The following is a 22,193-nucleotide window of genomic DNA, read 5'->3' on the forward strand; positions in this document are numbered from 1 at the left end:
GTACAAATCAGGTTGCCTATCCGCTGTGGATAGGCAGTCTGCCCTTATGGGGGTAGGCTTTAACAATAAGATGGAGGTCCTGTATCATGTCAGTCGGTCATATTTTTGTGATATTAATTCCTATTTTTTTTGTTATCATACTGGGTTATCTGGGTGGGCATTTCAAAGTATTCAATCCCGCTTCATCCAAAGGCCTGAACACACTGGTGACCAAGTTTGCGCTGCCGGCGCATCTCTTCATCGGTATTACGACTACCAGCAAGCAGACGCTGATCGATAAATGGCCGTTCTTTTTGACCATGTTCCTCGGCATTATCGGATTCTATGTGATTTTGCTGCTCGTTATGCGTCTTCTTTTCAAAAAAGATCTGAATACTTCATCCATCTTCTCGCTTAATTCGACGCAGCCGTCATTTGCCTTTATGGGGATTCCGGTACTGGGAAGTCTGTTCGGAGCGGCGGAAGTGGCTATTCCAATCGCGATTACCGGTATTGTCGTCAATGCGCTGCTTGATCCGATCGCGACTATCGTCAGCTCGGTCGGCAAGAAGACTCAAGCGGGTCATGACAGCGGACATCAGGAGAATCTGTTCAAATTGACGATTCATTCCATCCTGCACGGTCTGCGTGAACCGCTGGCCTGTGTACCACTGATCGGTGTCGTGCTGACGCTGTTTGGCTTTCATTCTCCGCAGCTGCTGCAGGATTCACTCGATCAGATCGGTGATATTACGTCCGGTGCGGCGCTGTTCGCCATTGGTGTAACGATCGGTCTTAACCAGATCAAGTTCAGCTCCAATGCCATCAGCATTTCACTGCTGAAAGTGATCGGTCTGCCAATACTGACTTATCTGATTGCGCTGATGTTCGGTCTGCCGTCCAATGATATTACGATGGCGGTACTGCTCGTATCCTTCCCTGGATCGGCTGTAGCTGCGATGATCGCAACGCGGTTTGAGACACTGGAAGTCGAGACGGCTTCATCCTTTGTGATCAGTGCAATATTGTCGCTGATCTCGCTGCCTATACTGATTTCTATTCTTTTGTAATATAGACTCAATTTTAACTAAAATTTGATAAGGTCATCCGCTGCATAACCTGGTTACGGCGGATGACCTTTTTTATTGTTTAATAGGAATACAGGAATCAATGCCTGAATATCGGCGATGGCTGCAAATAATGTTCTCTATAATGGGAAATGTCCGGAGAATCAGGCTGACATGCCTGCCGGACCATTCCAATCGAAGAAAAGAGGATGATCATATGACTACCCAACAGGAACAACTCCTGACTACCCAACAGGAACAGCCCAAGACTTCACAACAGCGACAGGCCAGGCTTTTTCATGAATTGCATATCAAAGGGACACCGCTGTTACTGGTTAATATATGGGATGCAGGGAATACCGCTATAGTAGAGAGCGCAGGTGCCAGAGCCATCGCAACCGGAAGCTGGTCGGTTGCAGCCGCTCATGGTTATGGAGACAATGAGGAACTTCCGCTTGACCTTGTCATTGCCAATATCGAGCGAATCAAGCGTCAGACCGACCTTCCGCTGACGATCGATGTGGAATGCGGTTATGGAGCAAGTCCTCAGGAAGTGGCAGCGACTATTCGCAGAGTGATTGCTGCCGGAGCGGTCGGGATCAATATGGAAGATCAGAAGATGGGGGAGAATCGACTGTATTCGATCCAGCAGCAGTGCGAACGTATCGCAGCTGCCCGCCAGGCTGCAGATGAAGCCGATGTATCCTTATTTATAAACGCCCGCACCGATATTTTCCTGCAGATGGATTCTTCCCTGCCGAAATCAAGCAGAAGAGAAGCGATCGAGGAAGTGTTACAGAGAGCAGAGGCGTACGCCAAAGCTGGTGCGAGCGGTCTGTTCGTTCCCGGTCTAAGCGATCTTTCTTTGATCGAGACGGTGTGCGCTCGCTCGGAACTGCCTGTTAATATTATGGTGACGGATCATGAATCTTCTGTGCAGGAACTGGCAGCGCTTGGAGTATCCCGGATCAGTTATGGACCGCGTCCTTATCAGGAAGCCATGTCCCGGCTGCGGCAGCTCGCATCCAGCATTTTTCAGCAGACCTGAGGTTTGGATTTGATGGCAGCAGCCGGTTTATTTTACTATAGAGGGAAGATCAGCAGGTCCGCACCGCTATAGTATGTGCCAGCCGGCTAGCAGTTTGCTGTCATCATTACAGGTGAAGGGGAAGAGTTCATGCATACAGACATTGTGATTGCACCTTATCAGGATACATACGGGGAACAGATTGTAGAGCTGATCGTAGACATTCAGCGAAATGAGTACCACATCCCCATCACCCGGGCCGATCAGCCAGATCTTGCGAATATTGCGGAATTTTACCAGCAGGGAAACGGGAACTTTTGGATAGCGCTGCACGGCGATACGGTGGTCGGTACAATTGCGCTATTGGATATCGGGAATGGACAGACTGCTTTACGCAAAATGTTCGTCGCTCCGGATTATCGCGGCAGGACTTACCGGACAGCCCAGCTGCTACTTGAACAGGCATCGCAGTGGGCGCAGGAATATGAGATCCGGCAGATCTATCTCGGTACGACAGAGCAGTTCAAGGCTGCACACCGCTTTTATGAGAAAAATAAATTTGTGGAGACTGCGATAGATCTGCTACCGGAGCGCTTCCCGGTAATGAAGGTGGATACACGATTCTACTACCTCGATTACAGCTGCCCGACGGCATGAACAGACTGTACGTGTTATAATATAATTTTGGCTTGCCGGGGTTTATCCGGTATCCATTATTAAGTTGATCAAGAGGTGTAGCAATGCAATTTCAGGAATTTCATATCGGACAAACCTTCACAACCAAGCCGCTTCAGGTGACCTCGGACAATATCAAACAATTCGCTTCGGAATTTGATCCCCAGTATATGCATCTCGACGAGGAAAAAGCAGGGCAAGGGAGATTTGACGGAATTATCGCTTCCGGCATTCAGACGCTAGCGATTTCGTTCAAGCTCTGGGTAGAGACAGGCAGTTATGGCGAGGATGTGATTGCCGGTACAGCGATGAACAATATCCGGTTTATCAAACCCGTCTATCCGGGCAATGAGCTGCATACGGTTGTGGAAGTGATAGATCTACAGGAGAAGCGCAACGAGACAGGGATCGTGACGGTTACGATGTCTACTTTTAACGATAGGGAAGAAAAAGTATTTGTGGGTGATCTGTCTGTACTGGTGAAAAATGAACGTTAAGTGCCAAGCTTTACCTGCACGTTGAACAGACTGCAGTAATCTTCAATAGCCAGGCAAAGACCCTCATTATGGTAGGGTCTTTTTTGTGCACACCATGAATAAGGTGGTCTGAATCCATTTCAAAAAGGGCATGCCCAAAAGTACAGTATGTCCGCCGCAATTCTTGATATAATGGAGGGACTATTGGAAAGGGTGAGACCATGCAAAACAGTCACCATCGATCTGGCATCGCCCAGCATTCCCGCAAATTGATGATTTTATGGACCATAATCGTGCATGCAGCGATGATATTAATACAGACATTTTCTGGTGAAAAAGCTACTCATATAACGGCAATAGCTTTGCTGTTACTCGCATTTATGGTTCTGAATTGGTATTTTATACGACTGACCCGGAATCGTCATACGGCCTGGATCTATTTTTCTATCCAGCTGTTTATTTTGTGCCTGGCTTCCTTTATGGCAGCTTATGTATACGGTCTTATTACGATAGGGCTGTTTCCACTGCTGGTTGGGCAGTTCGTCTATGTATATTATGATAAGATCAAGATTGGTATGTTTATGGCTGTTCTGTATGCGATTATTACTCTGTTCGCTATCTCTGAAGACGCTATGCCGGGAGTCATTATTTTGCTGGCTCTGTTCACGCTCATGAATATTATCGTCATCGGCATCGTTAATCTAATGCTGCAGCAATACTATGCACGTATGCGTACGCAGAACTTTCTGGATGAGCTGGAGATTGCCCACCGCCAGGTGGAGGAGCTGACTGTTGCCAATGAGCGGCAGCGGATGGCCCGTGATCTGCATGATACGCTGGCCCAGGGACTGGTGGGCATTATCATGCAGCTGGAAGCGATCAATGTACATTTATCCAATCGTAATCACGAACGTGCCCAGCAGATTGTGCTCTCTTCCATGGAAGGGGCGCGCCATACGCTGGCCGAAGCGAGGGAAGTTATCGATAATCTGAGGCTGCAGTCGGCGGATAACATCACCTTTACCGACGCGGTTCGGGAAGAGCTGGATCGGTTCATAGGAGCGACAGGCATTCCTGTTACCGGTCAGATCGAGGAATTTCGCAATCTGCCGCAGCTGCTCACCGAGCACAGCCTGTATATGATCCGGGAGAGTCTGACGAATATTACCCGCCACGCCCAGGCGCAGCATGTAGAAGTGAATGTACTGGTGGTAAATGGCAGTCTCGTCATTGAGATTACCGACGATGGCAAAGGATTCGATCCCGAGCAGATCGGCAGACAGCCCGGTCACTATGGACTGCTCGGTATGCAGGAACGTGTACGCATTATGGGCGGCAGACTGTCGATCAGCAACCATGTACCGCAGGGTACTCATATTCAAATCGAAATTCCCTTCCATACAGGAGGCTATAATGAAATATAAAGTATTGATTGTGGATGATCACTTCGTCGTCCGGGAAGGGCTGAAGCTTATCCTGGAGACGAGTGAGCATTATTATGTCGCAGGTGAAGCGGAGAATGGACAGCTCGCTGTCAAACTGGCCGAAGAACTGCAGCCGGACGTGATCCTGATGGATCTGAACATGCCGGTCATGAGCGGTCTTGAGGCGATTGAGCAGCTGCAGGCACGGCACTTGGCGATTCCGGTGGTTATTCTGACTACGTACAATGAAGATGATCTGATGGTCAAAGGGCTGGCGATGGGCGCCAAAGGTTATTTGCTCAAGGATGCCAAGCGGGAAAATCTGTTCCGCACCCTGGACTCGGCCATTCGCGGCGAGACGCTGCTGCAGCCGGAGATTATGGAGATCGTATTCCAGACCAAACGAAAATTGGCTGCTCCGGCAGCACCGTCTCCCTCTTCGACCATGCCCGGTTATATTCCTGTATTGTCCGACAAGGAGAAGATTGTACTGCAGGCAATTGCCTATGGTCACCGGAGCAAGGATATTGCCTTTGATATGGGAATATCCGAACGTACGGTCAAAGCCCACTTGACTAATATTTATAATAAACTGGGTGTGGATTCACGGGCGCAGGCAGTGGCGATTGCGATGGAGCAGGGCCTTGTGCATATCTAGCGATACTTGTAAACGTTTGCTACACAGATGCCATCTACAGAGACTTCAACTGGAGAGAACAACAGATTATAGGTGAATATAAGCAAGCTTATTCTAAAGCGCTCGTCTCTTGGGAGATTGGCGCTTTTTTGTCATATTCAAAACGAACTTCATAAAGCAGCTTACTAACCTACAGATAAAAAGGTACATGCCCGGTTCTGCCCAAAAGGGCAAAAGGGCAAATGTACCTATGGACGATTCCGGAATTTGTCGATTCTGCTATGCTGGCTTCAGAAGCATAGAGAAAACATATAATCACAGGTTTAGGGGAGGATATTGTAATTATGAGGAAAAATTGGCCTATGGCTGTTACAACGCTTTTATTGGCGGTGAGTCTGACTGCCTGTTCTGCAGGTGAACCTGCCGTCCAATCAGCCAGCAACTCGGTCGAAGTCACAGCCGCCAAGCAGCAGCCGCTGAATGCGGTATACGATCTATCCGGTACACTCACCGCTTATGATGAGACACCGGTAGCATTTCAGACCGGGGGAACGGTGATCTCCGTAAATGGGGATATCGGCGATTCCGTAACCAAAGGCTCCATTATGGCAAGACTGGATACGGCAGATCTGCAGCTGACGCTGGATACAGCGAGTGAAGATGTAGCTGCTGCCCAGGCGGCATTGGCGAGTTCGAGGGCTTCTCTGAGCGATGCAAGAGCAGGCCAGAAAGCAGCTGCAGCGGGCGTGTCATCCGCTCAGGCCAAAGTGGAAAGCGCGCGGATCAGCGAGCAGGATGTACTGGCAGGTGCACGTTCCCAGGAGAAAGCCCAGGCGCAGAATGCGGTAAACACAGCACAAACCGCCTACAACCAGGCCAAAACCGAAGCGACCCGTTCACAGACACTGCTGGATAACGGTCTGCTGACCCAGCAGGAATATGAAAAGGCACAGACCGCCCTGGCAGATGCCGAGACGGCGCTCAAGGATGCACAGTCCAAGCTGTCCCTGCAGCAGGAAGGTGCGAGCCAGTCGGAACGTGCGCAGGCTGCCGCTGCTGTCAAAGAAGCACAGGTTGGCATAGAGAATGCTCAGGCAAGCGTTGCTCAGGCTAATGCTGCTGTGGAACAGGCGCAGGCCAGTGTGCAGCAATCCCAGGCCGGTTATGAGCAGAAGCTGGTTGCCAAGAAAACGGCACAGCTCAATCTCTCCCGCGCCAGTCTCAAAGCGCCGGCATCCGGCGTTATTTTGACCAAAAGCATTACGGTAGGACAGACGGTCAGTGCAGGTGGAGGAACATCGGCACAGGGCGGCAGCAGTCCGCTGTTCACCATCGGCGAGATTGATCGTCTCAAAGTGCAGCTGCCGATTGCCGACAGCGATATCGGTCAATGGAAAGTCGGCCAGCAGGTCAGTATCAGCCTCTATGACGAAATACGCACCGGCAAAGTGACCAAACTGAACCCGCAGACCAACGAAAGCACAGGTTCCATCAATGTGGAAGTGGTGATTAACAATCCACAGCGGGACTGGAAACCGGGACAGGTCGTCAATGCTTCCCGTCAGGTCTCTGCCGAGACCGGCATCCTGCTGCCTACCGAAGCGGTCATCAGCTCCGGCAGTGAACCTTATGTATTCAAAGCGGTCAACGGCAAAGCCGTCAAAACACCGGTTGAACTGGGCAAAATGTACAACAACAGTTACCAGATTATCGGCGGCATCAAGGTTGGCGACAAAGTGGTAACACGCGGAGCGGATCGTCTGTTCAATGGAGACGAACTGACTGTCAGCCAGGCACAGGGCACAGCTGCCCAGCCAGCGGGCGGCGCTGCTTCAGCATCCGGTACGAAGGGTGAGGCAAGCGCCAATGATTAAGTATTTTGTCAAGAAACGTAAAATCACCTTATTGTTCTTTGTGATGCTGATCGTTGTGGGGATCGCCCAGCTGACCCAGCTGCCGCGGCAGCTGCAGCCGGACGTAGTGGTCAAAACGGCCATGGTCACGACAACCTATGCCGGGGCAACGCCCGAACTAATGGAGCAGACGGTTACCGAAGTACTGGAACAGAAGATCAAGGAAGTATCCAATCTCAAGAAAATAACTTCTACTTCCAGTAACGGTGTCTCGACTATTACGGTACAGGCGAATGAAGACGCGGATACTACCGATACATGGAACGAGCTGCGCCGCAAGGTAGAGGATGCACAGTCCCAGCTGCCGGATGATGCAGATACGCCGGTAGTGAATGACAACCTGACCCAGTCATTTATCAAGTCCTACATTATCTACGGCAAAACCAAGCAGGATATCTATCAATTGAGCGAACTGATGAATACGTGGCAGGATCAGCTTCGCTCGGTGCCGGGTATTACCGAAGTCAATATCAAAGGAATACCGGATCAGGAAGTTCGCATCAATGTTGATCCATCCAAATTACAGCAGTACAACATCTCCTGGGAGACCGTACGGCAGGCGATCCAGTCCGAGAATAACCGTGTACCAACAGGTGATTTGACGTATGAAGGTCGTAATTATCAGCTTACCGTAGATAAGTCTGTCGATTACAGCACGCTGAATGATATCGTCGTGCAGCAGACCGAAGCGGGAATTCCGGTCTATCTCAAGGACGTTGCCAAAGTGGAACTGACCCAGGCCAAAGAGTCCCAGCTCAGCTATTACAACGGCACTCCGGCCATCTCGCTTGATATCAGCAGCCAGACCGGCTCGGATGTACCGAATATGGATGCAGGTCTGAGTCAGAAGATCAATTCCCTGGAAAAAACACTTCCTGCCAATGTCAAACTGGCTCCATTGTTTGCCCAGAATGATGAGGTAACGAAGAATTTTGATTCCCTGATCAAGGAAATGATCATTGCGATTATTGCCGTTATTATCATTTGTATGCTCGGCATGAATCTGTTGACAGCCGGATTTGTCGCACTGGCGATTCCGGTATCGATTGCGCTCGGACTCATTTTCCTGCCGGGTCTGGACATTACGCTCAATCAGATTACCATTGTCGGTCTGATCATTGTATTGGGAATTCTGGTCGATGATGCGGTCGTGGTGAATGATAATATCGAACGTCGTCTGTCCAGGCTGGGCGAGAATCCGACAGACGCTTCCATCAAAGGAACCAAGGAAGTCGCCATTTCCATTATTACGGCGACACTGGCTACTATCTCGGCATTCCTGCCGCTGATGTTCCTGCCGGGCGATATGGGTGCATTTATTCTGCCGATTCCGGCTGTAATCTCGCTCTGTATGCTGGCCTCCATGATTATGTCCCTGACGATTATTCCTATTTTCCGTCAGTGGTATGAAGAGAGACAGATGGAGAGAGGCAAGCGGCGTGTGAATCGTCCTGCCGGACTGCTCGGCAAGCAGATTCAGGTAGTAACCGACAGTTACGCGCACAGCCTGATGCCAAGAGTACTGCAAAAACCGCTGCTGGTCGCTCTTACAGGACTAATTATCAGTACAGCAGTGTATGGACTCGCTGCCTTTACACCTGTCGAGCTATTCCCGACTTCGGAGGAAAAGCAAATCACTATCAATGTCAGCATGTCTTCCGGTACCGCGCTGGAAGAGACGGACCGTGTCGTACAGAGCATGGCTAGCTGGGTCAAAAAACAGCCTGGTGTCGAAAATATTGCTTATGCGGCAGGAGGAAGCGCTCCGTTGCTATTCAGCGGGCTCGGCGGAGGCGGAGGCGGCGGAAGCAGCAGCGGCCAGATTCTGGTCGTCGGCAATGAGAATATGGACATCGAAGCGGTGACCAGTCAATGGTCTGCTGCACTCAAGAAAAGTTATCCGGGCATCGAGACTGCCGTTGAGGGCAGCGCGGTTGGTATTCCTGTCGGCAAGCCGGTATCGATCCGTATCGCTGGAGACGATCTCGATGAGATCCGGCAGCTGACCAACCAGATCAAGCAGGTAATCGGGGATACGCCGGGTACTTACGGTATTACCGATACGATGGGCAATGATAACTATGCGCTGAATTTCTCGGTTAACAAGCAGGCCATGGACCGTTACAAGGTCACTTATGGCACGCTGACACAGACGCTCCTGATGATGGGCAGTGGTGTAAGTCTGGGTGACTTTGATAATGGCAAGAATCTGATTGATATGAAAATGTATCTGGATGGAGCAGACAAGGCAAGTCCGGAATCCCTGATCCAGCAGACGAATATTACCAACTCATCGCAGGAACAGATTCCACTGTCCCAGATTGTCAGCATGAAGCCTTCGTTCTCGATTCAGCAGATTGACCGGTATGATCTGCAGCGTGTGAACACAATCGAGGCAGAAGTCAATGGGCGTACGGCTACCGAAGTCATGGCAGAGATTAAGCCCAAGCTGGATCAGGTTAAGCTTCCAGAAGGATATACACTGGAGATCGGTGGTGAGACTTCCGATCAGACAGAGACTTTCGGAGATATGGGACAATTGTTTGTAGTGGCGATCTTTATTATCTTTGTTCTTATTGTGATTCAGTTCTACTCCCTGGCCATTCCGTTAATCATCATGACCACCGTCTATCTTGCCGCAGCAGGTGCGGTTCTGGGACTGTTTATTACCCGTACTCCAATCGGCTTTATGGCGATCATGGGTATTATCGCACTGGCCGGGATTGTCGTCCGGAATGGTATTGTCTTTATCGAATTTATCGAGGATGCAAGACATGAAGGCATGGAGCTGAAAGAAGCGGTTATTCAGGCCGCATCTGCCCGTTTCCGTCCGATCATTCTGACCTCGTTAACCGCAATCGTGGGTATGATTCCGATTGCAACAATCGGTGAGCTGCTGTTCCGTCCGCTGGGTGTAGTCATTATTTTCGGACTGATCTTCTCCACCATACTGACATTGTTTGTCGTGCCATCGCTCTATATGGTCGTGACCCATGCCAAGGACAAACGCCAGGCACGCAAAATGGAACGCAAACAAAAAAGAATGGAAAAACAAGCCACTTTACCATCGGATAACCGGTTGTAAATACAGGTATGCACGAAACGAATTGCAAATGACACCTGAATTGAATACAGGCGCTTCTTCGCTGACTGGTATACAGATGTGCGGAGTCGTGCTGTGGCAGAAACAGACGTCCCCCCGTCTGTTTCTGTCTATATCTGTTGGAGAGGAGCAACACCATGGATAAGCAAAACGTGATTGAGACGGCTGAACAGTTATTTGCTGGCCGAAGCTATGACTCTGTATCTATCGAAGAACTGGCCAGAGGCTGCGGCATGAGTCCGTCCCGTCTGTATACACTGTTTGGCAGCAAGGAGGAGGTATGGAGCGCGGTGGTTCGTAAAATTGGCGAAGATATTCAGCAGGGTCTATTCCGTCTATATAGCGACCACAGGCTGGATGCCAGGCTCAAACTGGCCTGGCTGATCGAAATGTACGTCAGCGCCATGTCCAGAAGAAACAGCTATATCACGGCAAATGAGGGCTTCATGCAGCAGACCGGACAGGTCGAAGATCATGCGCCGATTCAGCAGGAGTTGGAATACCAGCTCAGCACGCTGCTGATTGAGATGATGAACGTCATTATTTATGAAATGAAAGATGATTATGGTGAACCGCTGTGGAACTGGGACAGGCTTCAAACCAAAATTCGGATCTCCCATCATAATGTACTGTTGGAAGCTGTCCAATCCCAGGAGAATCTGTACCGCTCCAAGCTGATGCTGCATCAGATGAATGTATCGGATTCATTCCGCAGGAAATGTTGGCAGTCTTTTCGGCAGATGGAAAAGGAAGCTCTTGGAGAGCAGCATCGTCTGTATCTGGTACGAGCTTGGCTTGATTTTATAGAACAGGAGCCGGCACTGATCGGAGAGTGCATGCAGCTGCTGGACTGTCACCAACGCCATATTCAATAAAAGAAGTAAAGCCGATATATTCATCATGTGTAAACAAAAAGGAAGTACAGATCGATAAGATCCGTACTTCCTTTTTTGGTTTGTTTATTTTATGATCTGACTCCGGATAAAGGGTCGACCGTCTTGGATTGCTTACTTCAGCAGCTGTGCGATCAGCGAGAAAGCGATAATGATCAGGAACAGCAGTGTAATATGATTGAGCGAGAAGATGAACATTTTTTTCGCCCAGTCCTTGATGTCGTCCTTGCGGTAGCTGGTTACGCTGAAGATCAGCCATGTCAGGCTCAGCAGAAAAGCGACGCCGGCAATGTACGGGCTCAGCGGCCAGAACATGACGCTGGATACGATCAGCAGTACCAGATAAAAGTTGGATTGTACATACGTGCGTTTGATGCCTTTGACAACCGGCAGCATCGGTACTTCGGCAGCCTTGTATTCGTCGAACCGGCGAATTGCAATTGCATAGAAGTGAGGCATCTGCCAGATGAGCATGGTAGCAACCAGTGCCCAGATCTCAAAGTGACCGAGATCACTGGAAATGGCGGCCCAGCCGATCAGCGGCGGAACAGCGCCGGAGATACTGCCGACTTCGGTGTTGTAGATCGTTCTGCGCTTGGTCCACATGGTGTAGGGAACCACATACAGGAACAATCCGAGGAATCCGAAAAATGCGGCCAGCGGCGAACTCAGGTACAGCAGGATCACACCGGAGATACTCATCGTAATTCCGATGATGAGACCGGTACGCGTATCCATTTTGCCGGTAACGGTCGGACGCGTCTTGGTCCGTTCCATAATGGCATCGATATCGCGGTCGTACAGATTGTTAAAGGCTCCGGCGGAACCGATAACGAGAGAAGATCCGACAAAAGCGAGTATAATCGCCCAGATATGATCTATAAAGGATACGTCGAAGATGTAAAGCGCCATACTTAACCCGGCGAACATCGCGATAAGATTGGACTTGATAATGCCCGTTTTGATCGTTGCAAAAAAGATCGCGGGCATGGAATTGACTTGTGCACTTGCACCTTGGCTTGTTTGATTATTCATCTCTGTATTTGTCACCCGTTTCGATTGTTGTGACTTTATCATAACATTTTAATTTTGAAGAATGGAAATGAAATGACTTTTTTTAAAATTACGTCATTAAATTGTGAATAATTTATTAATTTTTGCTGAAGAGGATAGGAATTTAAGGAAAAGTATGCTCAAACATTAGTCGGACATCAAGATAAATTGTCTCCGATTTATACTATAAAATCAACAATTCTTCCAACTTTTCTCAGCAGGAATGCAAATGAGCTCCTATAAATAATATCACCGCAACAAGACGTGCAGAAGCAGCAGTTATTTCCAGCCAAACCGTGCAAAAAGCCCGGCACCACTGCAAGCGGGCTGCCGGACAGAATAGATGGTATTCGGGAAGCGACTTTGCTGTACTATCCATAGGGGAAGTTACCGTGTTCAGAAGTGACTGTGATCAGCACACAATACAAAATGGCACACTTAAACGCCAGGCGGATCAGAAAACAATAGAGCATGCGTAGAGGCTAACCGACATATCAATCCTATCAATAAACAGAACTGCATGTTGTATGTAAATAAGGGACAGATCAGGCGGAATCCACGGACTGCCGCACAGCGGATGTTGTCATCTGTTCCCGAATGGTCAGGCGCTTGTGTGCTGCGAGCAGGAACGGAATACCGACCGCTGTCAGCAGCGCCAGTGGGGCAAAGATAGCAATGCCGCTCTGCAGAGCGAAGCGATCAATCAGCAGCCCGCCGATTACCGGAGCGACCACATTTCCAATATTGTTGAAGCCAATCGTGCCGAAATAAGTGCCTTTCCACTCCGGACGGGCAATACGGTCGATCAGAATATCCATCATGGTGAACAGCAGCACTTCGCCTACCGTGAAAATAAACACACCGACCATAAAGGCGATCAGACTGTGCGCCATGCCGAACATCAGTAAGGAGATCGAGACGAGAATATTACCAAGAATGAGTGGTACTACCGGACGAAAGCGACTGACCGTGCGTACGACCGGATACTGGACAATCAGTACAACAGCGGCATTCATCGCCAGCATATAGGAGAAGATCCGGCTGCCATCCTCCAGATCGGGAGTCAGTGACAGATACTGTGCCAGTGTCGAACTGAAATGACCATAACCAAGTACACAGAATGTTGTACCGATCAGTACCGGCAGGAATACACGGTCACGGCTGGTCATCCGAAAAGCTTCGCCGATCTTGGGCGGTTCGGCCGAGGAGATAACAGGCATGGCAGAGCGATGAATCGCAAACTGCATTACCAGCACCAGTCCATAGACGATATATACGATCCCTGCAATTACGAATGGAAAGGTAGATTTTGCCGATCCAAGCTGAAGACCGAGGATCGGACCGAATACGACACCGATATTGATTGCCGCATAGCGCAGATTGAAGACAAGCAGCTTGTGCTCCGGAGGTGTCGTGTCCGACAGCAGTGCGCGGGAAGCCGGCTCGAATACGGAGCGGCACAGCCCGTTTAATACATTCATGACAAAGAACATCCAGATCACATGAGAGCCGGCAAAGCCAAAAAATACGGCTGCCCAGCAAAATACCGAGACAAGCATTACCTTTTTGCGACCGATCCGGTCCGAGATGTACCCGCCGTAAAAGCTGATCGATACCCCGGCCAGCGAACTGGCAGCGACGATAATACCTGTCAGTGTAGCGGATACGCCGAGTGCGGAGGTGAGATAGATGGCGAGGAACGGAATGCTCATCGACGTAACGAGTCGTCCGAACATCGTGCCGATGATAATCGTCCAGGCCAGAGGATGAATGAATTTGAGATTTTTTGCGATCATAGACTACACTCCCATATTGTACAAAGCTTTTATTGAGCCGATATCACTGGTATCATTGTAAAAAGAAAAAAGGCGAAGAAAAAGAGTAAGCTTTTATATTTACATTTCACCTTTTACGAAAAAAACTATGGAAAAGCCAAAAATAGGTACAGGAAGGGAGCATGCAGTGGATAATGATGCAATTCAATACTTACAGCTGTATGATAAGCTCAATCCGCAGCGGCTGCAGCACATACCGCTGCCTGTTACGGTAGCCATGCTGTCAGAGATGCTCTGCTGTACGCCGCGTAATGCCAAGTTCGTGCTGCGGCGGCTGGAGAGCCGGCACTGGATCGTCTGGCAGCCCGGACGGGGCAGAGGTCATATCTCACAGCTGGAATTTCTGTATCCCGTTGCCGATATTGTAGAAGTACGCCTGCGTCAGCTGCTGGACAAGGACCGGGTCAAGGAAGCGCTGGAGCTGATCGGTACACTGGAGACCGAGGAGCCCATCCGGGAAAGGCTCTGGAATGTGCTGCATGTATACCTCGGTATGCACAGCGAGCAGGAGGAGAGCAGTGTCCAGGATGTGCTGCGTATGATCCGCTACCGTCCTTTGGAAAAGCTGGATACCGCCAGTGTGTTCACCGCTTTTGAGACCTTTGTGCTGCGTCAGATCCAGGATACGCTGCTGGCTTATGATGCGGCTTCACGCAGCTTTTTGCCAAGGCTGGCCTACCAGTGGGAGAATAATGAGGATCATACAAGTTGGACCTTTTATCTGCGCAAAGGCATCCGGTTCCATGATGGTGCCCTGCTGACCGCCCGGGATGTCCGGTACACCTGGCAGCGGATGTGCGAGAAGGAGAGCAGCATGCTGTGGCTCTACCGGGATATCCGCGAAGTGGAGCAGAATGGAGATCATATCGTCACCTTTCATCTGCACCGCAGCAATCTGTTTTTCCTGCATCTGATGACCAATGTGTATATGGCGATTCTGCCTGCGCATATCGAGCAGGAACAATCGCTGATCGGCAGCGGACCTTTTCGCATCTCGGAGCTGACGGCAAGTAAGCTGTCCCTGCTGGCTTTTGACGATTATTATGGCCTGCGTCCGGTGCTTGACCGGGTGGATGTCTGGTTCATGCCGGAGCAGGGGCATAAGGGCCGGCTGTACCAGCTGAGTGAACGTGACGATCAGATGGCCAGCCGCCAGATCAATCATCCGGTGCTCGGCTGCCGGTATTTGCGGTTTGATTTTCGTACGCCGGGTATTCAGCATCATCCACAGTTTCGCGAATGTATCCGTCATCTGTATGATGGAGAGACGATGATGCGTGAACTGGAAGGTGACCGGATTGCAGTCGCCCATAGTCTGTTGCCCTGGAAAAGCGCCGATTATCAACCCGTACAGGGGAGTTCGCTGACCGAAGCAGAGCGGCTGCTTCAGGAGAGTGGGTATGATGGCAGGGAGCTGACTCTTTCCTTTATGGACAAAAAAGAAGAACGGATCGAAGCGCTATGGCTGCAGCAGCAGGCGGCCCGAATCGGTCTCCATCTCCGGCTGCTTCCCTGCACGAAGGCGTATAATACGATGCTGTATGGCAAGGATAGAGGAGAAATCATGCTCGGTATGGAAATATTGGAGGATGACTGGGAATGGGATATGATCAACTTTTTTGCCAATGAGGGCAATTATCTGTACCATGCTCTGAACAGCGGGCAGCAGAAGCTGCTGAGAGGTATGCTGGAAGGGATTATGCAGCTGGAGCAGGAGCAGCGTGAAAGCGTACTCGACCGGGTCGAACAGATGATGCAGGATGAGAACTGGATTATATACGGGAATCATCTGAACCAGCGGGCGTATTTTAATCGCAATTTGTATGGACTTCATATCGAGTCGTTCGGCTTTCCGAATCTGTCGGCGCTCTGGATCAGGAAGAAATAAAACAAGAAAGGGGTGTCAGCAATGACAGCTGTAGAGATACTGGATGTGTTTAATGAGCAAATGGAAAAAACCGGTACAGCCACACGGGAGGAAGTACATACACAGGGATTGTGGCATCAGACGTTTCACTGCTGGATCGTCACAGGTTCGGCTGCAGAGGGATGGAAGCTGCTGTTTCAGCTTCGTCATCCGGACAAGGAGACCTTTCCCGATAAGCTGGATACGTCGAGCGCCGGGCATCTGATGACGGGTGAATCGCCGGAAGATGGGGTAAGAGAACTGGAGGAGGAACTTGGTCTTAGTGTGACCTTTGCGGAATTGACCTACTGCGGTATGCATCGGGAAGAGTACCGGATCTCGGATCATTATATGGATCGGGAATTCACACACGTGTATCTGTACCCATGCAACCGTTTGCTGGAGGAATATGAAGTCCAGCACAGCGAGGTCACCGGACTATTCTGGATTGCAGCGGATGAGTTTCAGTCCATGATCGGTGGAGATCAGAATACAATATCGGCACAGGGTGTGGTTTATAATGAACAGCAGAAGCCTGTACTGCAGCAGCGGGTTGTTCGCCTGAGCGACTTTACCGCCAATACGCAGGAGTATTATGATTTATTATTTCATGCACTGGGCTATAAATAACTCGTTCAACCACCCAAAAAAACCATAATTCGGAAAAGAGAACTGGAATAGCCTGTTTTCAGGAAAAAATAATGACAATTTATGTAGAAATCACAGCTTTTTTCTCTATTCATTGCCGATAAACAATATAAAATAAAGGATATGGGGTAAATAGTTCAAAAGAAAAAGCTCCTGATGCGATCTACTTGGAGCCAGGCTGATATCTCAACGAAGTGGGGGTACAACATGATTTATTTTGTCAAAAAAAATAAAGTGGATCAGCTTCCTGTAGATAGCCGGGAATTGGATAATTATCTGCAGCAGATGGTCCAGGATAACGAAGCGATCCTGATCGACAGAATACCGGCTGAAATGCAGATGCAGAGTATGGAGCTGCTGCTTGGTAATCCTGCATTCACATTGATTCATATCCAGGAATCCCATATTGATCGTTTTATCCGTTCGCCGCTTCATGGTCATGCCAGTGAAGTATATCAGGAATCACTGGATATTGTTACCAGTTATATCCGTGACCTGCAATTTGAGATTGAAAAAGGAGCTGCAGCGCTGGCCAATTACCAGCAGGGAGAAAAAGCCGGCATGGTCAAGGACAGTCTACGCCGGGCACTCAGCAATCTGGGGGATCGTCGTGAGGTGACCAGCATGATTCTGCAGGAACTGCATCACCGTTTGGGCAAACAAGCCGAACGGGAGAACAGCAGATCGAGTGAGCGGTTTACCGATAATGAATGGAATACATGAACATATTGCAGGCCCAATAGCGCTTGGAATAGGGAGCACAACATGATAATAGCCCGATTACTGATGATTTGTAACATCAATAATCGGGCTATTTGAATATATATGAGACAGAGTGACAGCAATTTGCGAAGACTTACCGACTGCGCAGGGAGCCGAGCAGCAGCCGCAGCGGCTGCCAGTTTGGCTCTCTGTCCGGATGCTCCACCAGCAGCTCCATCACCTGACCTGTAAATGTACTCACATCATCCGTCTCCCCGGTTACCCGGAAGCCCAGCGACTGTGCTAACCGCTGTCCTTGCATATTATCCGGATGAATGCTGATCAGTACTTTTTCGTAATGGAACCGCTGATGCATATAATCCAGCAGTAGCGGGAAAAACTGGCGGGCATACCCTCGCCCCTGGAAGCCGGCATCAATCATAAACCGCTCGACCCAGATACTGTCGCTTTCTTCACAGTGCCAACCATACATCGCATAACCGACCAGCATTATACCGTCGTACAGACAGACTGAAGATCCATTGTACTCATACTTGGACTCCGCGAGCGAAAAGGCGTTACTCTCAATATAGGATTGCTGGGCTTCCGTTACCTGCAGAGCAGCCACAGCGCGCCAATTCATTCCTGTCACTTCTTTGATCATCAAACTCATGTTACCTAATCCTTCTTTCCATTCGTATTCCCCTTTTGAATGGGTTGCCAGCTGTGGGACCGTCGGATCTTAAGCGACTTTCAATCCCACAACATAGCCTATTGAAATAAAGAGTACGGTCCATACCACGGCACCGATTGTACAAATCAGCATATATTTGCGAAAAGGCATTGCACTGATCCCGGCGATATAGCCTGCGGCGTGCCGAACGCCCGGAATAAAGTAAGAGAACAGAACCGTCCATATGCCGTAACGGGTGAACCACTGCTGCACCCGGTCAAACCGTTTGGGCGTCAGCCCAATCCATTTGCCATACTTGTCGACGACTGTAAAGCCCAGCTTGTTGCCTATGCCGTAGCTGATTATCATCCCGATCACAGAGCCTACGAAGCTGAACAGGATGCAGAGAAGATAGTTCAGCACACCGGTCGAAGCCAGGTATCCGACAAACAACATGAGGGTCTCATCCGGGATCGGCAGACCGATAATGCCAAGGGCCAGCAGTACAGTGATGGCCACATATCCATACTGGGCGATGTAATCTGCTGCTAATTCCATGTGTACTCACTTCCTGACCATTTTATTTTTGAAGGCTGGAAATGGAATACGACTGATCATAAGTAGAGACATTACAGCCATGAGTGCAATCGTCCAGTAACCAGGCGAATCCGGGCCGGATAGGGAAGAGAGGGCGAGCAGCGAACCTGCAGCCGTGATCGGCAGCCCGGTAAATCCATTTATCGTACCGGATATATTAAAGCGTGCGAGCCGCAGCGCGCCGCAGATGACGAACAGAATAACTGCAGCCGGGCCCAGCCAGCCGTTGTCCTCCAGCTGGTAGAGGAGAACGAGCACAGCCGGCGCCGCGCCAAAAGAAATCAGATCGGCCAGCGAATCGAGCTGCTTGCCAAACTCGCTGGTGCAGCGAAGCAGCCGGGCCAGCAGGCCGTCGAGCACATCGAATACAGCAGCCATGGCGATCCAGATCAGTGCCAGCCTGTAATGTCCGTTTATTGTAAGTAATAAGGAAGCAGTGCCTGCACCGAGATTCAGTACAGTACATAGTGTAGGTAGCCATGTCGTATTCATAGGGATAGAGTTCCTTTCTTTCTGCAAAATGGCAGCGTCTAACATATTATTATTAGGTCAGGAAGGTAGTTCAAACTGGTAACCTGTACCGATTACAGTACGGATATGGCGTGATTCATAGCCCAGTTTGGCGCGGAGTTTTTTGATATGGGAATCGACCACCCGGGTATCTCCCTCGAACTCCAGTCCCCAGACCCGGTTGAGAATGGCATCACGGGAAATGACGATATTTCGATTCTGGATGAGCAGCAGCAGCAGCTCATATTCCTTGGGCGTAAGGTCCACGTGGATGCCATTCACTTCCAATCGGTGGGCGAGTGTATTAAGCACAGCAGAACCGAATGTAACCATATGTCCCTGCGGCTGGTAATTCTCGGTCGCCCGCTTCATCAGCGAATTGGCACGGGCGATCAGCACTTTGGGACTGAACGGTTTGGTTACGTAATCATCGGCGCCGAGTTCAAATCCGAGCACCTTGTCCTGATCAGCGGACTTGGCGGTCAGCAGAATAATGGGTACCCCGGAGCGGGTACGCATCTGCCGGCATACTTCAAATCCATCCATTCGGGGCATCATAATATCGAGAATGACCAGATCCGGCTGAAGATGATCAAACCACTGCAGGGCATCGGGCCCATTATCCGCTTGATGCACTTCCCAGCCATCCTGTTCAAAATAATCCGAAATCACTTCGCGAATTCGCGCTTCATCTTCGACCAGAAGCACTTTCCTTGCCATTGTTCATCCCTCTTTCTCCAGCAAAATCAAAATAAGCATTATCGCTCAAACGTAATGGAAAAGCAGACGCCATCCTCCAGATTACGTACTTCATAATGGAACCCGTGCAGATCCAGAATCTGCCGGGAAATGGATAATCCAAGACCGGTTCCGCCGGTCTGCCGGCTGCGCGAAGCTTCACCGCGATAGAATCGTTCCCAGATCTGGGAAAGCTGGTCTTCCGGTATCGGATCGCCCTTGTTTTCCACAGAAAAATGGGTGGACTGCGGATCGCTGAGTATTTCAATCGTAATGATGCTGCCTTCATCGGCATGCCGAATCGCATTGACGATGAAATTGCGGATCACCTGCTCGATCCAGTCCGGATCAGCGATGACAGGCAGTTCATTGACCGGGATAATCATAATCTCCAGCTGACGTGCCTGCAGCAGATGGATCAGCCGGTCAGCGACTTTCTCGGTGAGTTCGCTGAGCATAAAGGAAGTGGTATGCAGTCGGATTGTCCCCGATTCCAGCCGTGCCAGATCGAGCATATCCTTGATCAGCATTTCCATTTTGTCGGCTTCTTCAATAATGACAGACACATAATGATCCTGTTTATTGATATTAACCCCATCCTGCAGTCCTTCCGCAAAACTTTTCACAATACTGAGCGGGGTTTTGAGTTCATGCGATGCATTGGTGAAGAAACTCTGCTGCATCATCTCGATTTTTTGCTTTTGCTCCATATCCTGCTGAAGTTGCTTATTGGCCTCCTGCAGCTCGCGCAGCGCCCGGTCCAGACTGATGGACATCGTATACATGCTGGTGGAGAGGCTGCCCAGCTCATCATTTTGCCGGACAGGAGGAGAATCTGCGGTAAAGTCCAGCTTGACCATCCGCTTGGCCATATCATTGAGCGCGATCAGCGGACGGGTAATAATTTTGGAAAAGAAGAGCGATAAAATCACAATCAATATAAATCCGCCGATACCGAGATACATATAAAACCAGCGCAGCGCTTCATTGGTGTCGCTAATCTCCTGCAGTGAAGTCATCGAGAAGAGCAGTTCCATATTCTGATTAGGCCGTTTCACTGGCTGGATCATAATGACATTATGCGTCCCGCTCCAGGATTCGGTCCATTCATATTGCAGCCGCTTCATATTCAGCAGCTGTTCCCGCTGATTGTCGGTTAATGGAAAGGAACGATACAGTGCCTCCATGAGCAATCCCTGCCGCTGATTCCAGTTCTTGGGTGTGGGCAGTACAATCTCGGTCACTGTGCCTGAAATGTCCGGCGTATAGTATTCGGTAAGGGGTTTATGTTTCTCGATCTGCTCCGGTGTAAATACGATGTGTGGTTTGGTATTCCGGATATCTGCATTTCCCCACAAATCCAGTTTGTCGCCTGTCCGGATATTAAGCGCCCGGAATGAATCTTCATACAAATTCATATAGAGCGAGAGGGAGACAGAGACCTGCTGGCCGTTATCCTTGCGAATGACCATATGATACGGATCTTCCAGCACCATTTGGCCGTCCATATCCACGATGGTCAGCTGGCTTTTGTTGCGGTTCATGAACCGCAGCATCTCATTTGCAATCTGGCGCGGATTATCCCCGGATTGGATATAGACAGCGGCGAGCTGATCAAGATCATGCTCCGCCTTGTTCACTTTATGCTCCTGATAGAAGTTGTTAAAAAACAGCAGCTGGCTGAGAATGACCATCCCGTAAAAGCAGACAAAAAACAGAACGGTCATCAAAAACAGCTTAAAGGTAATACTGCGATTTTTCATAACGTCTCCTTGCTTTCATTGGTATTCCGCCTAAAGCGATATTCTCCTAACCATACCACTGTATCGGCTGAATCAGTGATCTTTTCGCACTACGCGGGTATTGGCCAGGAATAAAGAAGCAATCAGCACCAGGATAGCCATCGACCACCAGAATGTGCTTAGTGCCTCATCATGATCGATAATGATCAGCCGGACGATTGCGGTAATCCCGATATAGATAAAATAACGCAGCGGGAAATGGAAGTTGGATTTGAAATATTTGACGATCAACGCGATAAATTCAAAGTATAAAAAGAAAACAAGCAGCTCATCGGTAAAAGCAAAATAACTGTCAATCTCTTCCGAAGACAGAACAACCGACGAGAAAATACTCCATGTTTCTTTCATCAGCAGCACACTCAGTACAATCGCCATCAGGAACAGGCTGATATTCAGTACAATTTGCAGCAGTTCCGGTAATTTACGAGTCTGCATCATAATAAATTTCATTTTCATTCATCATCTCTCCTGCAAGCCATGATCCGTGGCTATTCATTCATTGACCTTATTGTAAATGGACGATTTGTCCTTTATG

General features: G+C 49.5%; 20 protein-coding genes. 12 read left to right on the forward strand and 8 right to left on the reverse strand.

Features of this window, described 5'->3' with window-relative positions; genetic code table 11:
- Nucleotides 1-86 precede the first annotated feature (86 nt).
- The 9 genes from WH45_RS09200 to WH45_RS09240 all read left to right on the forward strand — a co-directional run bounded on the left by WH45_RS09200 (nucleotide 87) and on the right by WH45_RS09240 (nucleotide 11,176).
- Nucleotides 87-1,049 carry an AEC family transporter gene (locus WH45_RS09200; protein WP_046214083.1) on the forward strand — a complete coding sequence of 321 codons (963 nt, stop codon included), beginning with the start codon at nucleotides 87-89 and terminating at the stop codon, nucleotides 1,047-1,049.
- Between the two features lie 214 nt (nucleotides 1,050-1,263).
- Complete coding sequence (locus WH45_RS09205) at nucleotides 1,264-2,094, forward strand: isocitrate lyase/PEP mutase family protein (RefSeq protein WP_046214084.1); 831 nt, start codon at nucleotides 1,264-1,266, stop codon at nucleotides 2,092-2,094.
- A gap of 129 nt (nucleotides 2,095-2,223) precedes the next feature.
- Nucleotides 2,224-2,730, forward strand: coding sequence for a GNAT family N-acetyltransferase (locus tag WH45_RS09210; protein ID WP_046214085.1), 507 nt, complete (start codon nucleotides 2,224-2,226; stop codon nucleotides 2,728-2,730).
- An 83-nt stretch (nucleotides 2,731-2,813) separates the two neighbouring features.
- Nucleotides 2,814-3,245: a MaoC family dehydratase gene (locus tag WH45_RS09215; protein WP_046214086.1), complete on the forward strand. Its 432-nt coding sequence runs from the start codon at nucleotides 2,814-2,816 to the stop codon at nucleotides 3,243-3,245.
- Between the two features lie 359 nt (nucleotides 3,246-3,604).
- Nucleotides 3,605-4,648 (forward strand): sensor histidine kinase, encoded by a 1,044-nt coding sequence (locus tag WH45_RS09220; RefSeq protein ID WP_162198444.1) that lies wholly within the window; start codon nucleotides 3,605-3,607, stop codon nucleotides 4,646-4,648.
- Complete coding sequence (locus tag WH45_RS09225) at nucleotides 4,638-5,306, forward strand: response regulator (protein ID WP_046214088.1); 669 nt, start codon at nucleotides 4,638-4,640, stop codon at nucleotides 5,304-5,306. The genes WH45_RS09220 and WH45_RS09225 overlap by 11 nt, the downstream gene beginning before the upstream one ends.
- A 341-nt stretch (nucleotides 5,307-5,647) precedes the next feature.
- Nucleotides 5,648-7,159 (forward strand): efflux RND transporter periplasmic adaptor subunit, encoded by a 1,512-nt coding sequence (locus WH45_RS09230; RefSeq protein WP_082096650.1) that lies wholly within the window; start codon nucleotides 5,648-5,650, stop codon nucleotides 7,157-7,159.
- Entirely contained in the window at nucleotides 7,152-10,283 is a 3,132-nt protein-coding gene (locus WH45_RS09235; protein WP_046214090.1) for an efflux RND transporter permease subunit, read from the forward strand. The genes WH45_RS09230 and WH45_RS09235 overlap by 8 nt, the downstream gene beginning before the upstream one ends.
- Nucleotides 10,284-10,438: 155 nt before the next feature.
- Entirely contained in the window at nucleotides 10,439-11,176 is a 738-nt protein-coding gene (locus tag WH45_RS09240; protein ID WP_046214091.1) for a TetR/AcrR family transcriptional regulator, read from the forward strand.
- A 132-nt stretch (nucleotides 11,177-11,308) separates the two neighbouring features.
- Here the strand turns inward: WH45_RS09240 and cyoE are convergent, their stop codons facing one another.
- On the reverse strand, nucleotides 11,309-12,229 hold the full coding sequence (gene cyoE, locus WH45_RS09245) for a heme o synthase (RefSeq protein ID WP_082096652.1): 921 nt from the start codon (nucleotides 12,227-12,229) through the stop codon (nucleotides 11,309-11,311).
- A 563-nt stretch (nucleotides 12,230-12,792) separates the two neighbouring features.
- The gene (locus tag WH45_RS09250) at nucleotides 12,793-14,043 is read right to left on the reverse strand and encodes an MDR family MFS transporter (RefSeq protein WP_082096654.1); all 1,251 of its coding nucleotides are present in this window, start codon (nucleotides 14,041-14,043) and stop codon (nucleotides 12,793-12,795) included.
- Nucleotides 14,044-14,209: 166 nt separating this feature from the next.
- Here WH45_RS09250 and WH45_RS09255 point away from each other — a divergent pair, with 166 nt between their 5' ends.
- The 3 genes from WH45_RS09255 to WH45_RS09265 all read left to right on the forward strand — a co-directional run bounded on the left by WH45_RS09255 (nucleotide 14,210) and on the right by WH45_RS09265 (nucleotide 17,359).
- On the forward strand, nucleotides 14,210-15,970 hold the full coding sequence (locus tag WH45_RS09255) for an ABC transporter substrate-binding protein (RefSeq protein WP_046214092.1): 1,761 nt from the start codon (nucleotides 14,210-14,212) through the stop codon (nucleotides 15,968-15,970).
- Nucleotides 15,971-15,991: 21 nt separating this feature from the next.
- Nucleotides 15,992-16,618 (forward strand): NUDIX hydrolase, encoded by a 627-nt coding sequence (locus WH45_RS09260; RefSeq protein ID WP_046214093.1) that lies wholly within the window; start codon nucleotides 15,992-15,994, stop codon nucleotides 16,616-16,618.
- Nucleotides 16,619-16,843: 225 nt separating this feature from the next.
- Nucleotides 16,844-17,359, forward strand: a complete 516-nt coding sequence (locus WH45_RS09265) for a hypothetical protein (protein ID WP_046214094.1) — start codon at nucleotides 16,844-16,846, stop codon at nucleotides 17,357-17,359.
- A gap of 133 nt (nucleotides 17,360-17,492) precedes the next feature.
- Here the strand turns inward: WH45_RS09265 and WH45_RS09270 are convergent, their stop codons facing one another.
- The 6 genes from WH45_RS09270 to psiE all read right to left on the reverse strand — a co-directional run bounded on the left by WH45_RS09270 (nucleotide 17,493) and on the right by psiE (nucleotide 22,108).
- Nucleotides 17,493-18,011 carry a GNAT family N-acetyltransferase gene (locus tag WH45_RS09270; protein ID WP_046214095.1) on the reverse strand — a complete coding sequence of 173 codons (519 nt, stop codon included), beginning with the start codon at nucleotides 18,009-18,011 and terminating at the stop codon, nucleotides 17,493-17,495.
- A gap of 69 nt (nucleotides 18,012-18,080) precedes the next feature.
- Entirely contained in the window at nucleotides 18,081-18,569 is a 489-nt protein-coding gene (locus tag WH45_RS09275; protein WP_046214096.1) for a DedA family protein, read from the reverse strand.
- Between the two features lie 6 nt (nucleotides 18,570-18,575).
- A complete protein-coding gene (pssA, locus tag WH45_RS09280) occupies nucleotides 18,576-19,100 on the reverse strand; it encodes a CDP-diacylglycerol--serine O-phosphatidyltransferase (RefSeq protein ID WP_046214097.1) in 525 nt (174 codons plus the stop codon).
- A gap of 57 nt (nucleotides 19,101-19,157) precedes the next feature.
- Nucleotides 19,158-19,838 (reverse strand): response regulator transcription factor, encoded by a 681-nt coding sequence (locus WH45_RS09285; RefSeq protein WP_046214098.1) that lies wholly within the window; start codon nucleotides 19,836-19,838, stop codon nucleotides 19,158-19,160.
- 38 nt (nucleotides 19,839-19,876) lie between these two features.
- The gene (locus WH45_RS09290; RefSeq protein WP_046214099.1) at nucleotides 19,877-21,619 is read right to left on the reverse strand and encodes a sensor histidine kinase; all 1,743 of its coding nucleotides are present in this window, start codon (nucleotides 21,617-21,619) and stop codon (nucleotides 19,877-19,879) included.
- 72 nt (nucleotides 21,620-21,691) lie between these two features.
- The gene (gene psiE / locus WH45_RS09295) at nucleotides 21,692-22,108 is read right to left on the reverse strand and encodes a phosphate-starvation-inducible protein PsiE (RefSeq protein ID WP_046214588.1); all 417 of its coding nucleotides are present in this window, start codon (nucleotides 22,106-22,108) and stop codon (nucleotides 21,692-21,694) included.
- Nucleotides 22,109-22,193 lie beyond the last annotated feature (85 nt).

Source organism: Paenibacillus wulumuqiensis (assembly GCF_000971965.1).
Lineage (GTDB): Bacteria > Bacillota > Bacilli > Paenibacillales > Paenibacillaceae > Saccharibacillus > Saccharibacillus wulumuqiensis.

What these genes read in the sequence shown, in the direction of transcription:
- WH45_RS09225 (WP_046214088.1), top strand. Translation starts at nt 4,638, where the DNA reads ATGAAATATAAAGTATTGATTGTGGATGATCACTTCGTCGTCCGGGAA.
- WH45_RS09285 (WP_046214098.1), bottom strand. Translation starts at nt 19,838, where the DNA reads ATGGCAAGGAAAGTGCTTCTGGTCGAAGATGAAGCGCGAATTCGCGAA.
- WH45_RS09265 (WP_046214094.1), top strand. Translation starts at nt 16,844, where the DNA reads ATGATTTATTTTGTCAAAAAAAATAAAGTGGATCAGCTTCCTGTAGAT.
- WH45_RS09205 (WP_046214084.1), top strand. Translation starts at nt 1,264, where the DNA reads ATGACTACCCAACAGGAACAACTCCTGACTACCCAACAGGAACAGCCC.
- WH45_RS09240 (WP_046214091.1), top strand. Translation starts at nt 10,439, where the DNA reads ATGGATAAGCAAAACGTGATTGAGACGGCTGAACAGTTATTTGCTGGC.
- psiE (WP_046214588.1), bottom strand. Translation starts at nt 22,108, where the DNA reads ATGAAATTTATTATGATGCAGACTCGTAAATTACCGGAACTGCTGCAA.
- WH45_RS09290 (WP_046214099.1), bottom strand. Translation starts at nt 21,619, where the DNA reads ATGAAAAATCGCAGTATTACCTTTAAGCTGTTTTTGATGACCGTTCTG.
- WH45_RS09230 (WP_082096650.1), top strand. Translation starts at nt 5,648, where the DNA reads ATGGCTGTTACAACGCTTTTATTGGCGGTGAGTCTGACTGCCTGTTCT.
- WH45_RS09210 (WP_046214085.1), top strand. Translation starts at nt 2,224, where the DNA reads ATGCATACAGACATTGTGATTGCACCTTATCAGGATACATACGGGGAA.
- WH45_RS09270 (WP_046214095.1), bottom strand. Translation starts at nt 18,011, where the DNA reads ATGAGTTTGATGATCAAAGAAGTGACAGGAATGAATTGGCGCGCTGTG.
- WH45_RS09275 (WP_046214096.1), bottom strand. Translation starts at nt 18,569, where the DNA reads ATGGAATTAGCAGCAGATTACATCGCCCAGTATGGATATGTGGCCATC.
- WH45_RS09235 (WP_046214090.1), top strand. Translation starts at nt 7,152, where the DNA reads ATGATTAAGTATTTTGTCAAGAAACGTAAAATCACCTTATTGTTCTTT.
- WH45_RS09260 (WP_046214093.1), top strand. Translation starts at nt 15,992, where the DNA reads ATGACAGCTGTAGAGATACTGGATGTGTTTAATGAGCAAATGGAAAAA.
- cyoE (WP_082096652.1), bottom strand. Translation starts at nt 12,229, where the DNA reads ATGAATAATCAAACAAGCCAAGGTGCAAGTGCACAAGTCAATTCCATG.
- pssA (WP_046214097.1), bottom strand. Translation starts at nt 19,100, where the DNA reads ATGAATACGACATGGCTACCTACACTATGTACTGTACTGAATCTCGGT.
- WH45_RS09250 (WP_082096654.1), bottom strand. Translation starts at nt 14,043, where the DNA reads ATGATCGCAAAAAATCTCAAATTCATTCATCCTCTGGCCTGGACGATT.
- WH45_RS09215 (WP_046214086.1), top strand. Translation starts at nt 2,814, where the DNA reads ATGCAATTTCAGGAATTTCATATCGGACAAACCTTCACAACCAAGCCG.
- WH45_RS09200 (WP_046214083.1), top strand. Translation starts at nt 87, where the DNA reads ATGTCAGTCGGTCATATTTTTGTGATATTAATTCCTATTTTTTTTGTT.
- WH45_RS09220 (WP_162198444.1), top strand. Translation starts at nt 3,605, where the DNA reads ATGGTTCTGAATTGGTATTTTATACGACTGACCCGGAATCGTCATACG.